This is a genomic window from Schnuerera sp. xch1, assembly GCF_019931165.1.
Taxonomy (GTDB): Bacteria; Bacillota; Clostridia; order Tissierellales; family Tepidimicrobiaceae; genus JAIOUP01.
Window position 1 is genome coordinate 21,072 of the sequence record NZ_JAIOUP010000015.1, and the last position, 15,561, is coordinate 36,632.

Below are 15,561 nucleotides of genomic sequence, written 5' to 3' on the forward strand. Positions count from 1 at the left end.
CTTTGTATTTTTAGTTTTATCACCCCTTTCCTAATAACTTTTTGGAAAACTATCTTTTAAAGATCATTCATCTCCATAGACAATATCTTCCATTATCAATCTTTCTTCTAACTCTTTAATGCAGATTCCTGATATTTCAAAAATATCTATTACAAACTGCGGTACATCGGCTATATCATAGCTATAATCTGCCTGCATCACTAAGATTTCACCACTATCTTCTAAGGTACAGGCACATAATTTTGCATCCTTTGGAATACCTGCTTCTTCTAGAAGATAATCCGGAAGAAAGATCTCATCATATTCCTCTAATCCCTGACAATAAGAACAATCCTGACATCCTCCGCAAACCTCTGCAAGATGGACAATTAAATCCTCAGATAGATTCTTAAGTCCTTCTGCTAACCTTATAAGCTCCATTGCATTCATAGTCTTTTTCATGGCTACTACAGCATTTTCTATAGTATTTAGTTCAATTTCACTAGAGCTTATAAGGTCTGAAGCTTTAAGTATCTCAATGGGTAAATCAATAGTGGTACCTGTATTTTTCTTAATCATCTTCATAAAAATTATCCTCCTCTTTTTTTATTCCATTTTTCATTTCAAATAGGTTTATTTGTGTAGTACTTTTCTTTCTTTCACTCATATCGTAATTTGCCACAAGTATTTCTGGAAACTGGGCCCCGTTATCATAACGTTGTTTAATATTATTGATACGACTATAGCTTTTAATCTGAATGTTTGGATCATCGTATAAATTTCTTATAAAGTCACAATCATTATAGGAAAGTAAGAACTTTCCTTGGATCTTCATTAAAGTATCCCTTAGCCTTATATGATCCTTTTCTTGGAACCCATCTTCTCCAATATTTTTATAATATTTCTCTGTTTCGTAATATGGCGGGTCTAAATAGAAAAAGCTAACAGGGCGATCATATTGGCCTATCAGCTTTTCAAAATCCTTATTTTCAATTACAACCTTACTAAGTCTTCTATGGGCCTGTTCAATTAGGGGGAAATTAACCCACATATCATGGGGTTGGCTGCCAAAACTAGTAAGTCCTGATGCATAGCTATACCTGATAAGCTGATAAAAGTAGGCTGCCTTTATTACATCACTTTCTGGGCTATCCCTTGCAAGTGCATCCTTTACCCTATCAAAATCTTTCCTAGAATTTAATACAAAATATAAGGCATCGATTAATTCATTTGGTTTATCTCTCACACAACAATATAAGTTAGTCAAAAGTCCATTAAAATCGTTGTATACTTCGAAATCATTACCAGGGTTTTTATGAAAGAGTACCCAGCCACCTCCCCCAAACACCTCTATATATCTTTCATAATAAAGGGGAAAAGAGGACACTATTAATTCTCTAAGTGCCTTTTTTCCACCTATCCAACTCATAAAACTATTAATATTTCATCACCTCTATTCTTTTTCTTCATCAATATCTAGCTTCAGTTGTCTGCTTTCATCTGGAAAGTTTTTTAAGGATTTAACCAGACCATTCTTTGCTTTTGCAATTTCTTTGATTCTGCTATTCATTTGGTAAACACTATTTAGAACCTCATCTTTATCTGTGCCATAATAATAGCCATTTTCATTACTGCATATGGGATTGCCATCATTTCTTAATTGATTAACAATTTTTCTTACAGATCTGCTGCTTATGGAAAACCTATTTTGCAGATATGCACTAGATACTGCCTTTTCTTTTCCCTGATGATATTTTTTTATATAGGTTAAAAAATCATGTTTCACCCCCAAACCCTCCTTTTGCTCATAATTTTAGGCAATAAAAAAGGCCAATTGTATGCTGTTAAATACAGCAGTCAATCGGCCTTAATCATTTTTAGGTATTAAAAAACACGGTTTTTACCGTGCTATCTTAGCATACCAAGTTTTATTAATAATTTGAGGCAGTCTTTTATTCCTGCCTTATAGACAAATTTTTGCATCTCCCTTTCTATCAAATATGATATATCTTTGTAGTCTTCAATCTGTCTTTTTACTTCCCTTGGGATAATATTGTTATCACAGAGTTTTATCCCCAATTCCTTTACTTTCTCAACATTTTCTTTTACTTCTTCACCTTCTTTGATTAATTCAAAGTATGCCAGCTCTAACCTTTCATATATTGCATCTTCTAATATTTCCATGATATCTTCCATGGATTTCACCCCCTTAAGCACCAAAGCATACCACAGAAAATGCAATATATCTATAGAATATTTCCTATTCCATTGATAGTTTAATACCACCTGGTTCCTGGCTAAATTGATAGTGAAACTTCTCTTCATTTCTTTTAATGAATCCATGCGTGCAAGGCTTTAATTCTTCCTTTTCAATATTTGCTTTAGCATATTTTACATAGTCAAAATTATCTCCAAGTATAGTACCATCTTTAACAACTTTATCCCTGTCTGCTATAAACCTTCCATATTTCTCAAGATTAGCAGTCTTTGGAAGGTAATCATAGCAATCTAGGTTTTGAGAGATATCTAGTGCATAGTCCAATCTTATGCACTCTTCCAATTCCATAGCAGAATGAAAGTGTTCCATAAAAAAATCCCTATCCTCATGGGGTTCATCTAGTATATAGCCTAAATTGTTTCCATCTTGAACTAAGTTTTCTAGGCTTGTATATTGTTCCTTTAGATAACAAATATTAGGAAGTATGCATTTAGCATCTTCTAATATAACTTCATTTATATCTTCTATTCCCAACCTTTCCATAGCTATTATTAGTTCATCAGGTTGACCACTTGATATTTCATAATCAGGTAGGTTGACCCAGACCCCTTTAGACTTTTCTTTACTGGTTAACTTTACTTTAACTGCCCAGTCTCCCTGGGACAATTCATCTATATTTGTACCATCATAGATTTGTCTAATGATACCCCTTTGGATTACATAGCCCTTATCTGTAAAGACACCTTGATAATCTTCATGGTATTCCCTGCCTAATTTTTCTGTTTTGATAAACTTTAAAACTTCATCACTTGCATTTTCTTCATGTCTTGCAACATACTCTCCTAAAGACTTTTCATCTTTAGTTTTATGATAATACTCAAATCTATATAGTTGTTCCGTAAGATTAATTAAGTCAGCTGCAGTCCCTACTTCATTAAGTTCAAGAGCTCCTTCTAGAATATACCTCTCCTTTACAGACATTTCTCCCAATCTTTCCTGAAGGAATTCTAACTCATCCTTATTCTTTTCAAGATTCTCTAATAGATGTTCTAAGTTCTTCATAAAGTCATACCTCCCATGCCTTGGTTCTTAGATATTTCTTCTTCTTGAATATTTTCTTCTGGTCTAGATAGGACTGTAAAATTATCCTCTCCCGGTATTAACCCAAGACCTCTACCATTATCCCACTTCATATGGATGGTTCCAATATCATCTACACCTACTACAGTTCCTTTAACACCTTTCTCTACCCCTTGAATATCATCCATGGTAGAGAGTAACTCTATTCTTGTTCCTATAGGATACCTTTCCTTTATTCTTTCTATTTGTCTCCTATTGTTCAAGATTCATCCCTCCCATTATTTGTTCTTGATTTATTCCCATTTCTTCAGCTGTTTTAATAAACCAACTATCACCGCTGTTCCAAAAACTAATATATACATCCCCCATATCAGTCCCTATCTCCCTTTGCTCAAAACCTTCTCCCCAGCCGTCAGAGGCCTGTCCAGTTACATAATCCTTAATCTTTTGCAGTTCATGGCTATTTAAATCATCATTTAAAGTTAGGACTGCCACTCCCATTAATTCATCCCCTACCATTTCAACTGAAAACTCATACTTCTCCACCTTACCATTAACGCTATCCTTCCCATCATAATAATGCATAAGACCCCTATGGACTTCATCAGGCAGTTTATCCCTTTCTATTGCATCTAAGATTTCATCAATATAGTCTACTATTTCATAGTTTCCTAATTCCAATGGTTCGTTTAAAGTTTCCCTATAACCATAATCATTTTGAATTTCATAAGTTGTAACAGTTAAAGGCATATATAATTTCATTGTCTTTAATTGTTTTTCTTCTGGAATCACTATGTCGAGGTTCTCAAATAACAAATTGGCAAGTTTCTGATTATATCCATGGTAAATAATATATCCCTTAGTTGAAAATCCCCCATTTTCCTGTGCCATTTTTTCCCTTCCATATTCTTTAAAATTAATGTATTCTTCCAAGTTATAATCATAGTCAAAATATCCTGATTCACAAATCATATATCTCCCATAACTTTCAATATCTTTAATGCCATCAAATAATTCAAACTCATACATAGACTCTGCCAAAGAAAATATTTCATCAATTGTTTTAGGATTTACATATTCCATAAGACTTTCAAAGTATTGCATATCTCTTCCCATTTCTTTAAATTTGCTTGCAAGCTTATTTAAAGTGTCTACTTTTTCTATTGTTCTTATATTATCTGGAATCATTTCTAATACTTTATTAGGTAAGTCATGGCTATCAATATAAACTTCGCAATCTTGTAGATAGGATACGCCTAACCGCATTAATGCTTTTTCAATCTCAATATCAGAACAAGGAAGATATATGAATTCATGCACTTCCTTTGCTTTTAGTTCAACTGTAGCCATAGATTCTTTCCAGCCATATGGTGGGAATTGTTTCCCATTATATACTTGTTCTATTTCATTTGAGTTTCTATATAGGACACCGTAAGGAGTAACTCTAGCAGTCTTATTGTTTTTTATAACATCTAATGCATAGGCTTCTCCATCCATCTTTTCTAAGTCATCACTGGCTACTGCCATCTTTTCAGTTAAGTATAGGTCTTTTCCTAGCTTATTAAAATCACTAAAGTTGTTTATGAGACTATAACAGTGTAAATTAAAACTTAAGTTTATTAAATCTGCCATTGATTTTGCTTCTTCTGTAAAGGCTGCAGCATAGAACTTTTCTATTTCTCTTGGGCTAAAGCTATCAAATCTTTTCATTAGATAATTTAATTCATCTATGTTTACATTTTTATCTTCTAGTATATTCAGGAATCTTTCATCCCTACTATTTTCTACATAACAATTTACCCCTGTACTTGTTTCTATTCCTACTTCATTGCATATCTCTTGTAATTCCATTTCTTCCATTGGAAACCATATGGTCTTTATTTTACTATCATCATTTGATTTTTTGATTGTAATATACAAATTCTATTCCTCCATTCTATTTAGTAATTAAAAATATATCTGAACCATATCTTGTAATTAATGCTGAGTTAATAATTGCTTTGAAGGTCATATCATTAATTAAGTCTTTATCTGCTATTTCGCTAATTTTAATGCGTTCCTCCCCTGTTGATATGGTCTTTGCAGTTTGGAATAAAGCATAACCATTGGTGCTAATCTGTTTAAGGTTAGATTTATTAAAGTCAACTCCATTTGGTTTTACAGTATCTTTTGATAGATTCCATAGGGTTTCATCTGCAGTTAGGAGAAATAATATAGCAATATATCTAGAGGATATATCATGGATATCAAGGTCTTGTTTATGGAGATAATTATAGAATCTTTCTTTATGCTTGGGATCTAAGAATACTTCCCCCTTAAATTTATCTGTTAGGAATTTTAATCTATCCTTTAAATAATAATTTTCTATTCTGCCAAAACAGTATTTAACAAGATTCTTATATTCCATTTCATATATATTTGGTCTTATATTAAAAGGAACATATCCACGGCTATGACAGTTGCCATCACCTCCTTCATAATTAAAATAGTTGTTAATGATTATGCCACTTCTCCTTGGATGAAAGTTTGGAACCATAACCATTAGTTGTTCTATTCCCTCCAGTGATGTACCATACATAAATAATTTTGACATTGTACTCAATCCTTTCTTTTTATTCAGAAAATAAAAAAAGGCGAAGCCTATTGATTCATAAGTTGAATCGAAGACTTCACCTATTTGTATTATTTATTTTAATTTATATAGAAAAAGCACTAAGATTTTTATATCTCAGTGCCTTTATACCATTATTGTAACATGCAAAATTAGTAAGAACATTTTAATTAATTCTGATTTTCTAACTTTGAAGCTTGATAAAAATTTTTAAATAACATTTAGTTTTAATTCGGTTTTTATTGTTTTTATCTTATCATCACCCTAATACTCATATGTCATCTATAAAATGCCCTTAAAAACGGGGTCAAAACAGGGTACTTTTTCAGTCATTTTCGACCCTAAAACCATCCTCGAACCACTACATGTTGTGTCTAAACCCTGCTTTTTCATCCCAAGGGTACAAGATGTCATCAGAATTGTACCTCCAACGTGCCTTGAGAGTACAATAATGATGTCGTAAGTATCTAGTACCCCCTTAGTGGAAGGGTATACTTCTGAAGTTCTAGCAATTGCTCCACAAAATTTTTGAATTTTTCATCTACCACTATATAACATTGCTATATTTAGTCAAGTATTATCTTGGTAACTGACACTTATTTTTGCTAATATAAGCTAATACTTTCGTATCAAGAATTGTAGGCAACAAAACCCTCAAATGTTTATTTGAAGGCTTTGTTCATTACAATTTAAAATGTTATATTAATGTATATCTTTTTAGTTCTTCTATTGGAAAAGTTTTTCAGTATGAATTGCTTTATTCGAGTTAGAACAAAACTGCCTATTTCTTATATGCAATTGCATCAATTTGTACATGTAATCCATCTGGACCACCAATATGTGCAAAATCTGTTTGTATCGTTTTTCTTGCTGGATACTGACCAACGAAACGTTCCTTAAATACATTTTCCATAATAGGTATATTCCAAGCATCTCTTAATAATACATCTACCTTAACTACAGATGATAAAGTCAATCCAATCTGTTTTAGATGATTTTCCATATCATCAATCGCACCATGCACCTGCGCCTCAATAGATTGTCCAACATTACCTACGCAGAAATTTAAAAACACAAAATCTCCAGCCTCTACCATTTCTGACCACGCATATTCTTCATTAACATGATATCTTTTAATATTAGTCACAGTTCGTTTTCCTCCAATAATTTATTTTTTTATAATCGTATCAAAATAATTTTGCAAACAAGGTGCTTCCAGATATTCTGCAAATTCCCCTATTGCAATATTAATTGCATCTAACATTTCATTAGTAGTCTTAATTCCAGGTTCCCACCACCAATTTCTAATTTTAAATGGTGCATTAGATATCACCTTCTCTGCTTCAAACCTTGCAATAAATTGGTTTCCATATATAACCGGTAAAACATAATAACCATACTTTCTCTTAGCAACTGGCGTATACACTTCCCATCGATACTCAAAATCAAATATTTTAGCAATCATATTTCTGTCCCATAGCATATTATCAAGTGGTGCAAGGAACTTTACTTTTTTCTTTTTTTCCTTAAGTTCCAAGAACTTTTCATCTTCTTTTGCAATATAGAACGGAACATTTATTCCCAAAACATAAAATCGTTGTATTTCTCCTTTTTTATACAGCATTTCCAATACGGTTTTTCTTTTACAGGTGTCAGATATATAATGCCCTAACCATCCACCACCACTTTTTTCCCATAATGCACCTACACTTCTAATTCTTCTTTTTATGTACCATTTTAAAAATTCTTCTCATTTTCAAACTCAAAATTGTAAGAAAACTCTTTAGGCAAAACATTTAATGTGAAATCAAAATATTTCTGTATCCCCCTTTTTTCTGCCACACACAACTCTCCTGTACTATATAGATAATCCAGTGCAGCGCTTGATAATTTTTTGTGTCCCCAACGACTTTTCTTGCTCTCCCCTATCGAAATATCTTTTGTTCCCGTAATTCCATTTTCCTTTATGAAACTTCTTATATTTTCTAATAGATCAAGTGCATCCAATTGCCCACGATTAGCCAATGTACTTTTTGTGCTTTGCATATTTGCTTCTCGTACCTTCGCGAAGAGAGGATAATCCTCTACTCTGTAAATACTCATTTCTTTGTCAAAACCATCAATCAGTGCGTGTTCTTTATATAAAAGACTCTGTAACATTTCCGGCTTATAGCCTTGTACTTTTGACTGCAAAACCAGATCTGTATTGCGACCAACCACATTCAAAGGGTCATACTGAATACTTCCTACTCTTTTAAAATATTCCATCACTCCATCTGTTCCTACAAAGCTTTCATATTCATTTAAGTTATGATAATTTATTAGAAATTGTCTTAGCTCTTCTTTTGAAATCATTTCCCTCATATAAACACTTCCTTTTCTACTACTATACCAAAACAAGTATGACAACAGTATGTCATACTTGTTTATATTGATTTAATATTTTTTGACAGTTTTCTTTTATCTTGTTAATAAGCTCTGCTGGCTCAACTATTTTAACATAATCTCCAAAAGACAGTATTGTTGCATACCAAAACTGCTCATTTTCAGGAACCATCATCTGATAAATAAAATCACCATTTTCATACTCTTCTAGAGTCCTCCCATTCAAATACTCCATACACTTTGACTTTATAGAAGCTTTGCAAAACAGTTTTATTTTAATCGTTTTTCGCTTATCTTTAGATTCTTCCCATCTTTTCTTTGCTTCATCAAGATTATGTGTTCTTTTGTTTTCACACTCAGTAATCTTCAATTTATCCATTCGAACCAACTTAAAAATGCAGTAATCATCATATTTTGGATAATAACATAGCAGATACCAATTATACCATTTGTACATTGTTGCAACAGGCTCAACTTCAAATTCTTTATTTCCATTTTCTGCATTTGTATATGTAAACTCCACTGTATGTCTCTGATGAATAGCCTGATTCAATATATTTAGCAACTCATTCGTATCTCTATTTTCATGCACTACTCCTAAATCAAGTAATATATTGGACTGTCTACCAGAACAAAGATTTTGGAATTTTTCTAATGTATCATTCAATTCTTTACTACTATAGGCCGATGATAATCCTTGTAATGCAGTAACAATATAGGAATAGTCTGTCTGCTCAGCAATTTGTCTTTCCATCTTAAATGTGTCTGTTATTTCATATCCACCTTCTGAACCATATATTGCTACTACGGGTATTCCTGCTAGGCATAAAGTGTTTATGTCTCTTATAATTGTTCTGGTTGATACTTCAAATTGATCTGCCAAAATTTGAGCTGACGTTCGTTTATGATTCAGTAAATATATTGTTATTCCAAGCAATCTATCTATTTTCATTCTTTATCATCCATTCTAACTTTTTTCTATCATATCATAAAAAACAAGGTAGAAACTCTTTATTTTGAATTTCTATCACAACTTTTTAGGCTGAAACCACACTAAGTTTTGATATACACGCTATCCAATAAGAATGTTAAAATCCAGAATAGAGGATTACATCAAAATTTCTTTAAAACACACTAAACATTATTTTAATAAGTTAATCACCTGGCACCGCTATTTATTAATCTAAGCGATTGATTGAACCCAGCTCATCTCAAAAAGTTCTACTCCCATATTTCCCATTTGGGCAAAGAAATCAGCAAGAAAACCTATAAGCTTGACCGTAGAACCAATCAATGATTTGATCCATTACATCCCCTAAGAGAAAATCCCAGATAAATATTTTTATCACCTCCTTTCGTAGAAAAATGCATTTGTTTTGATGTGACTGGTTAAAAACTTTTATAACTCCTAAGTGATTACTGTCATATAAATTTTCAATATTTTTATTAAATATTATATTCAATATTGACTTTAATAATATTAAGGTATATACTCAACATTATTAAAGGAGGCTTTAATATGGCAATAGAAATTGTACCAGAATGGATACACGGTCTTGATGATGAAGATGTATCATTCATTAAAAAATTTCTTTTAGCTTCTGGCTCGCTTAAAGAGATTGCAAATCAGTACGGTGTTACTTATCCTACCGTAAGGCTTAGATTGGATAAGTTGATACAAAAAATACAGATTGCTGAAGATAACAAAAATGAGCCTTATATATCGCTCATTAAAAGACTTGCTGTTGATGATAAGTTGGATTTCGATACAGCAAAAATACTCATTAATGAATACAAGAAAGTGAAAGGGGTTTAGTATAATGTTTTTCCCAATAAGAACAATTATTTTTCTCATAGTAATAATTGGAGTTGTTTTTCTGCAAATATTTTTATCTAAAAAGCAAAGCAAATGGTTTGGACTGATATTACCTATAATATGTCTGCTATTTTCACTAATAGCTGTTTTAAGTGTTCCAGCATTTTTTACTCAAGGAGAATTGACCTTAGAACAAATTGCTCCTGATGGAACAGTAATTGAAGAAACTATAACAGAACAACATAACAAACCTATTGGAAATATTGGCACAGCCGTTTTTCAAGTGATTGTTGTTTTCCTTCTATACAATATTCCTACTGCGATATTGTTGGTCATATATTTCGCTTGTAGAGAAAATTTAAAAAAGCGTTCATTACTTGATAAGATGAATATACAAGACCTTGAGTAGTTCCTATTATGAGCATTGCACGAGAAGTGAAAAAGCAAACCCACTAAAGTTAATCAAACTAATTATGAAATTGAGCCACTACACTTTTTTCGGTGTAGTGGCTCTTATTTTTACTACATCCCCAAAATCGTCCAAATATATGCTGGTGCAGTAAGTGTAAATACTAAACATGCAAACAAAATTGCAGGAGCCGCCCATTCAAATTGTCCATGTTTTCTATAGTCAAAATAAGCAGTACCCAGTTTTAAGTTAATAAGTTAATCACCTGGCACCGCTATTTATTTGTAAGCAATTTGTCCTTTTCTAAAATATAGCCCATCTGTCTGTATTCATTGGATGCAAGGCATAAAGAAAGAGCAGACAGTTGTTTTAAATTTTCAACCATCTGCTCTGTATCATGAGTATTGCATTGTTCAAATAAGGTATTTAGTTTTGAATGAGAATTATCATTCTTTCTTATTTTTAAGATATATTCTTTGATTTCAGAGCAAACTTCATCACGAATAATATATTGTGGGTGTTCCTCTGATGGAATTGCTGAGAGGTTGAAGCTTTCTTTAATATCTTCATTCCAGTCCTTGCATTTAGAAAGCAATCTGCTACATTTAATTCCTTTCTTAGAAAGCAAATCCTGAAATTTTTCACTTGCTTCAATCCCGGCTGCATCATGGTCTAAACATAATAGAACATGATTTAAATTAGGATTAATTTCGAGTATTTTAAGCATCGCTTGTTCCGATACTCCACACAATGCGACATAGCTGTGTTCCTGCCAATTGGTATTTTTATTTATTGTAATGAAAGACATCATATCAATAGGTGCTTCAAATACATAAAGCCTATTACTTGTTCCTGTGTAATGAAAGCTATAACAAGGATTGCTGTTCTCAACATTACCTTTAAAACTTTGACCATTAGAATAGATTCCACGTTTGTGAGCGTGGCAAGGTACTCCATTTTCATCATAACCTACAAATACTGCATTATGATATTCTTTTGCCTTATCTGCTGATTGTTCACAGCTTTCATAGAGTAATTTTTGTTTAGCAAAGAAACTGACTACATTACGTTCAATATAACGATTTTTAATAAGATATGCAAAAACTCTTCGCATATCTGAATTCTTTGGTGGGAGTTCAAAGGGTTTTTGTTCCGTTTGCTTTATTTCTTTTGCCTTACTGTATACTTCACCTTGCTCACCTCCAAGAATCTTCGTTACCTCCTCTGGAAAAGATAAACCATAAAAGCTTTGTACAAAATCAATAGCAAGACCTCCCTGCTCTAATGCATGATCATACCACTCGTTCCCTATTACTGTAATACTATGGTCACTTGCAAGTCTTTTTTCTCTACCTGATTGCAATAGTTTCTCACCTTGCCTTTGCAAAAATTCCACAAGATCAACTGTATTGGCTCTTTGCTTTTGTTCTTCTGTAAAATGAATATAAATACCCATAGGCACCCTCCTTATATTTTTCTTATAATTTTAGACATAAAAAAACAGCCTTCCATTTGAAAGACCGTAGTTTTTTTAACTATTTATTATTAATTTTCTTGATGCCTGCTTTAAATTAATATTTCCTTATTTATATCAAACCCACTTATTAGATTTTATCTCTGAGGTTTGATTTTTAAATTCTCATATAATTCTACCAGTATCCTTCCATTTCTTTTTTCTATAATAAGATTTAAAATTCTAAGGTAGTCATAAAATGTCTCAGGTTCCAAGGGTAAATCGAAATCTTCATAAGAATGATTACTCCAAAAGTCCATTGAGATATAATCCCCATCTTCATCTTTCATTAATTCACCATCATCAGATAACTGCATAAAATCTTGCAAATAGTTTTTTTCTACAAAATTATTCCAGTCTGTAAAATATCTTAGCCAATGTTTGCACAGTTCTATTGAAGTCTTCTCTTCTTTATTCTCTCTATTTGGATTTAGCAGCTGCTTTAATGGTTCGTTGTCATCAGGACACTTATACCATTTCTTGATTTGTTGCATAGTTAAATCCCAAAAATCATATCTAGCATACTTACCGCTACGCTCTGAATTGAAATAGCTTGGTACTGGAATCATATTTCCTATTGTATGATGTAATTTTGCATTTTTTTCTATTTGCTCCTTGATTTTTTCATTACTTTCAAAGTGCTTTTCATAATGATTATACGTATTCGTAAACGATGTCATCGTATCACCCCGATAATATTCCTTTTTTTCATCATGGTTTATTACCAATTGATACTTATGATTTCGCACATAGTAAGGGATTTCATTATACTGTCTAGTAGGTCTATCACCATTAACTTTTTTCCCTTTTAAAAAACCCCAAACCTTATAATACACATATAATGCCAGTTCACAAACATCACAGTCTATAGAATCATTATCATGTGGAGACTTATATTTTTTATACTTTTTCCATTTTTCAATATTAGTATCACTCTCTATTAAATACAGTAACGATTTATACTCATCTTTCATATCATATATAATAGGTTTCTCATCTTTAAATAATACAAATCTTACATATTCTTCAATCATATTAAGCAAATTCCTTTCTAATAAATTCCTATTTACCGTTGTGACACAAATCCTTCATATATAGGTTCATATTTTACCGATTTTTAAGAAACTACCATTATACCAAAATGTATACACACCCATCATTCCAATTGGCAAGCTTTGAGGACTATGGGGTATACCTCTATCCATTACTTTATATTTGTCTTTATGTATGGGTTTCCCTAACATTTCAGAGACCTCTTCAATTATCTTTTTAAATTCACCTAAATAGTTCAATGGTCATTACCTCGCATAAGTTCTTCTTTATTAATCATTTACGTTTATCTTTACATTCTCATTATACAGCAGCTAGATATCTTTTAAAATAAAAACTTATAAACAAGCACGATGTAGCTTTAAAATATCAAAGTATAATTTCCTGCTCATGATCATCTCTCTTATGTCCCTGAGCAACTTTCTTTTCTCTCAACTTTTTCATAAGCTTACTATCAATTTTAAGTCCCACCCCTGATGATTTTAAGAGAATATTATCCTCAAATATTTCACTCATATGGTGGAGCATCCTCGATGCTACAAGACAAACAGATGGATTATGGATCTTATCCATATTTTTAAGAAAAAACGTTGCATATTCATTTCCCTATTCAGCAGATAGGTCAAAATACTTTTGAGCTATTTCTTTGTATTCCGTTATATACTTTCCCAGCAAATATAATTTCCCTAGCATATATTGCGCAAACTGGTTTCCATTGTCAGATGCTATCTCTAGAAACTTAACAGCTCTTTTTATATCTTCTTCCTTGGGATTCTCTTCTTTAAGAATTACCTTTGCCTTGCCATAATAAAAAAATAATAAGTTAATCACCTGGCACCGCTATTTATTATTGCATCAGCAGAAATAATATCTAATACTTCTTTTGAAAAATTGTCATCTATAATTGTAACTTCACAATCATGTAAGTAAGAAGTTTCTAATCTCATCAGTGCCTTTTCAATTTCAATATCAGAACAAGGAAGATAGATAAATTCATTTGCACCTTTTGCGCTTAGCTGTATTGTTGCCACAGTTTCTTTCCAATGATATTGAGGAAACTGCTTGCCATTATATATTTGCTCTGGTTCATTGCTATTCTTATATAAGACTCCATAAGGAGTAATTCTAAAATTAGGATTGTTATTTATTACCTCCATTGCAATGGATTCACCATCAAACTCTTCTAATTCTCTATTATCTACTGCTTGCTTTTCTGATAGATATAAATCTTTTCCTACGGTTTCTAGATTATTAAAGTCACTTACAAGGCTATAGCAATGAGTATTAAAGCTTAGATTGATTAATTCTGCTATTGTTTTAGGATTTTCTACAAAGGCTGAAGCAAAAAATACTTTTCTTTCCTTTGTATCGAAACTATCCATCCTCTTATATAGGAAATTTAATTCATCGATATTGCACTCTTTACCTTTTAAAACTTCATTCATATCTGAATCATAGACCACTCCATCAATATAACAGTTGGGAGCAGCTGAAACTTCAATCTCTAGTTGATTATATACATTGGATATTTCATTTTCCTCATAAGGAAAATTAAACATAATTGACTCATCTTCTTTTCTGTCGATTCTTTTTAATCTAATTAGCATATCTGTCCTCCATCCTATTTTTTAATTGAAAATACATCTGCACCATACTTTGCTATTAATGATGCATTGATTATTATCTTAAATGCAGTATCATCGATAAGTTCTTTATCTGCTATCTCACTGATTCTTATATATTCTCTTCCTGTGGATATAGTTTTTGCCGTTTGGTAAAGGGCATAGCCTTCTGTACTAATTTGTCTAAGATGTATCTGTGAAAAATCAAATCCATTTAAACAAACCGCATGCTCCGAGATTTTCCATAATACTTCATCAGCAGTAAGAAGAAATATTACAGCAAGGTAGCTTGGCGATCCACCCTCTATACCAATATCTTGTTTCTGAATTAAATGGTAAAATCTTCTCTTGTGGTTATGATTTAAAAATAGTTCTCCAGTAAATCTGCTGCTAAGTAATTTCAATCTATCTTTTAGGGAATAATTTCTTATTCTTCCAAAGCAATCTTTTATCAGATCTGTATATTCAATTTCATGCGCCTCTAGTTTTTCTTTGAAACAAAAACAATCATTAGGGTTACCTCTGCTTTTAACCTTTACTACACAACCATTACAAATCTTAATACCTCCTTCAGAATTAAAATGATTATTAATGACTATTCCACTTCTTCTTTGAGGGAAATTAGGTGCCAGCATCATTAGCTGCTCTATCCCTCCTAGTGACGTACCATACATAAAATATCTAGACATTGTTCTCATTCCTTTCTTTCTATTTTTGAGTATAAAAAAAAGACTAAGCCTATAGGTCATTGACCTAAAAACTTAGTCTCTTAATATCTTTATTATGTTGTATCAATCATTTTCTTGATTAAATAAATCTTTAAATATTTGGGTATTTACTTTTATATTTGAAGCCTCATCAAAATTTTTTAATTTCAT

General features: G+C 31.9%; 22 protein-coding genes and 1 pseudogene. 2 read left to right on the top strand and 21 right to left on the bottom strand.

Translation table 11 applies throughout. From position 1 onward, the window contains the following. Positions 1-63: 63 nt before the first annotated feature. From K8M07_RS10260 to K8M07_RS12870, 13 genes are all read right to left on the bottom strand, one after another. Positions 64-564 carry a hypothetical protein gene (locus K8M07_RS10260; RefSeq protein ID WP_223378510.1) on the bottom strand — a complete coding sequence of 167 codons (501 nt, stop codon included), beginning with the start codon at positions 562-564 and terminating at the stop codon, positions 64-66. Then, a complete protein-coding gene (locus K8M07_RS10265) occupies positions 551-1,408 on the bottom strand; it encodes a DNA adenine methylase (RefSeq protein WP_223378512.1) in 858 nt (285 codons plus the stop codon). Before K8M07_RS10265 ends, K8M07_RS10260 begins: the two co-directional genes overlap by 14 nt. Positions 1,409-1,432: 24 nt before the next feature. After that, a complete protein-coding gene (locus K8M07_RS10270) occupies positions 1,433-1,765 on the bottom strand; it encodes an HTH domain-containing protein (RefSeq protein ID WP_223378514.1) in 333 nt (110 codons plus the stop codon). Between the two features lie 122 nt (positions 1,766-1,887). Next, positions 1,888-2,175, bottom strand: a complete 288-nt coding sequence (locus K8M07_RS10275) for a hypothetical protein (RefSeq protein ID WP_223378516.1) — start codon at positions 2,173-2,175, stop codon at positions 1,888-1,890. A 64-nt stretch (positions 2,176-2,239) separates the two neighbouring features. After that, positions 2,240-3,259, bottom strand: a complete 1,020-nt coding sequence (locus tag K8M07_RS10280; protein WP_223378518.1) for a hypothetical protein — start codon at positions 3,257-3,259, stop codon at positions 2,240-2,242. Further along, positions 3,256-3,540: a DUF4314 domain-containing protein gene (locus K8M07_RS10285; RefSeq protein ID WP_223378520.1), complete on the bottom strand. Its 285-nt coding sequence runs from the start codon at positions 3,538-3,540 to the stop codon at positions 3,256-3,258. The genes K8M07_RS10280 and K8M07_RS10285 overlap by 4 nt, the downstream gene beginning before the upstream one ends. Next, entirely contained in the window at positions 3,530-5,197 is a 1,668-nt protein-coding gene (locus K8M07_RS10290) for an antirestriction protein ArdA (protein ID WP_223378522.1), read from the bottom strand. The genes K8M07_RS10285 and K8M07_RS10290 overlap by 11 nt, the downstream gene beginning before the upstream one ends. A gap of 16 nt (positions 5,198-5,213) precedes the next feature. Next, positions 5,214-5,870, bottom strand: coding sequence for a hypothetical protein (locus K8M07_RS10295; protein WP_223378524.1), 657 nt, complete (start codon positions 5,868-5,870; stop codon positions 5,214-5,216). A 799-nt stretch (positions 5,871-6,669) separates the two neighbouring features. Beyond that, on the bottom strand, positions 6,670-7,035 hold the full coding sequence (locus tag K8M07_RS10300) for a RidA family protein (RefSeq protein WP_223378527.1): 366 nt from the start codon (positions 7,033-7,035) through the stop codon (positions 6,670-6,672). Positions 7,036-7,056: 21 nt separating this feature from the next. Next, the gene (locus K8M07_RS12710) at positions 7,057-7,617 is read right to left on the bottom strand and encodes a DNA glycosylase AlkZ-like family protein (RefSeq protein ID WP_317845497.1); all 561 of its coding nucleotides are present in this window, start codon (positions 7,615-7,617) and stop codon (positions 7,057-7,059) included. An 8-nt stretch (positions 7,618-7,625) separates the two neighbouring features. After that, a complete protein-coding gene (locus K8M07_RS12715; protein WP_263282526.1) occupies positions 7,626-8,252 on the bottom strand; it encodes a DNA glycosylase AlkZ-like family protein in 627 nt (208 codons plus the stop codon). Between the two features lie 52 nt (positions 8,253-8,304). After that, entirely contained in the window at positions 8,305-9,225 is a 921-nt protein-coding gene (locus K8M07_RS10310; RefSeq protein WP_223378529.1) for a helix-turn-helix transcriptional regulator, read from the bottom strand. Positions 9,226-9,456: 231 nt separating this feature from the next. Next, positions 9,457-9,513, bottom strand: a complete 57-nt coding sequence (locus tag K8M07_RS12870) for a hypothetical protein (protein ID WP_411741970.1) — start codon at positions 9,511-9,513, stop codon at positions 9,457-9,459. Between the two features lie 279 nt (positions 9,514-9,792). On the opposite strand from K8M07_RS12870, the gene K8M07_RS10320 reads away from it, so the two are divergent. After that, positions 9,793-10,089, top strand: coding sequence for a DUF2089 family protein (locus K8M07_RS10320; RefSeq protein WP_223378533.1), 297 nt, complete (start codon positions 9,793-9,795; stop codon positions 10,087-10,089). A gap of 4 nt (positions 10,090-10,093) precedes the next feature. After that, positions 10,094-10,498, top strand: coding sequence for a hypothetical protein (locus tag K8M07_RS10325; RefSeq protein ID WP_223378536.1), 405 nt, complete (start codon positions 10,094-10,096; stop codon positions 10,496-10,498). 113 nt (positions 10,499-10,611) lie between these two features. Here K8M07_RS10325 and K8M07_RS12800 read toward each other — a convergent pair. From K8M07_RS12800 to K8M07_RS10365, 8 genes and pseudogenes are all read right to left on the bottom strand, one after another. Further along, positions 10,612-10,743 (bottom strand): annotated as a pseudogene (locus tag K8M07_RS12800) (DUF3852 family protein); the annotation flags it as partial. 29 nt (positions 10,744-10,772) lie between these two features. Then, a complete protein-coding gene (locus K8M07_RS10335) occupies positions 10,773-11,954 on the bottom strand; it encodes a DUF3991 and toprim domain-containing protein (protein ID WP_223378538.1) in 1,182 nt (393 codons plus the stop codon). A gap of 155 nt (positions 11,955-12,109) precedes the next feature. Further along, on the bottom strand, positions 12,110-13,045 hold the full coding sequence (locus K8M07_RS10340; protein WP_223378540.1) for a DUF6994 family protein: 936 nt from the start codon (positions 13,043-13,045) through the stop codon (positions 12,110-12,112). A 66-nt stretch (positions 13,046-13,111) separates the two neighbouring features. Beyond that, positions 13,112-13,303, bottom strand: a complete 192-nt coding sequence (locus K8M07_RS10345; protein ID WP_223378542.1) for a hypothetical protein — start codon at positions 13,301-13,303, stop codon at positions 13,112-13,114. A 127-nt stretch (positions 13,304-13,430) separates the two neighbouring features. Beyond that, positions 13,431-13,577 (bottom strand): hypothetical protein, encoded by a 147-nt coding sequence (locus K8M07_RS10350; protein WP_223378543.1) that lies wholly within the window; start codon positions 13,575-13,577, stop codon positions 13,431-13,433. 90 nt (positions 13,578-13,667) lie between these two features. Then, a complete protein-coding gene (locus K8M07_RS10355) occupies positions 13,668-13,892 on the bottom strand; it encodes a hypothetical protein (protein ID WP_223378546.1) in 225 nt (74 codons plus the stop codon). Continuing rightward, positions 13,889-14,668 carry a hypothetical protein gene (locus K8M07_RS10360; protein ID WP_223378547.1) on the bottom strand — a complete coding sequence of 260 codons (780 nt, stop codon included), beginning with the start codon at positions 14,666-14,668 and terminating at the stop codon, positions 13,889-13,891. Before K8M07_RS10360 ends, K8M07_RS10355 begins: the two co-directional genes overlap by 4 nt. A gap of 14 nt (positions 14,669-14,682) precedes the next feature. Then, the gene (locus K8M07_RS10365) at positions 14,683-15,372 is read right to left on the bottom strand and encodes a hypothetical protein (protein ID WP_223378549.1); all 690 of its coding nucleotides are present in this window, start codon (positions 15,370-15,372) and stop codon (positions 14,683-14,685) included. Between the last annotated feature and the right edge of the window lie 189 nt (positions 15,373-15,561).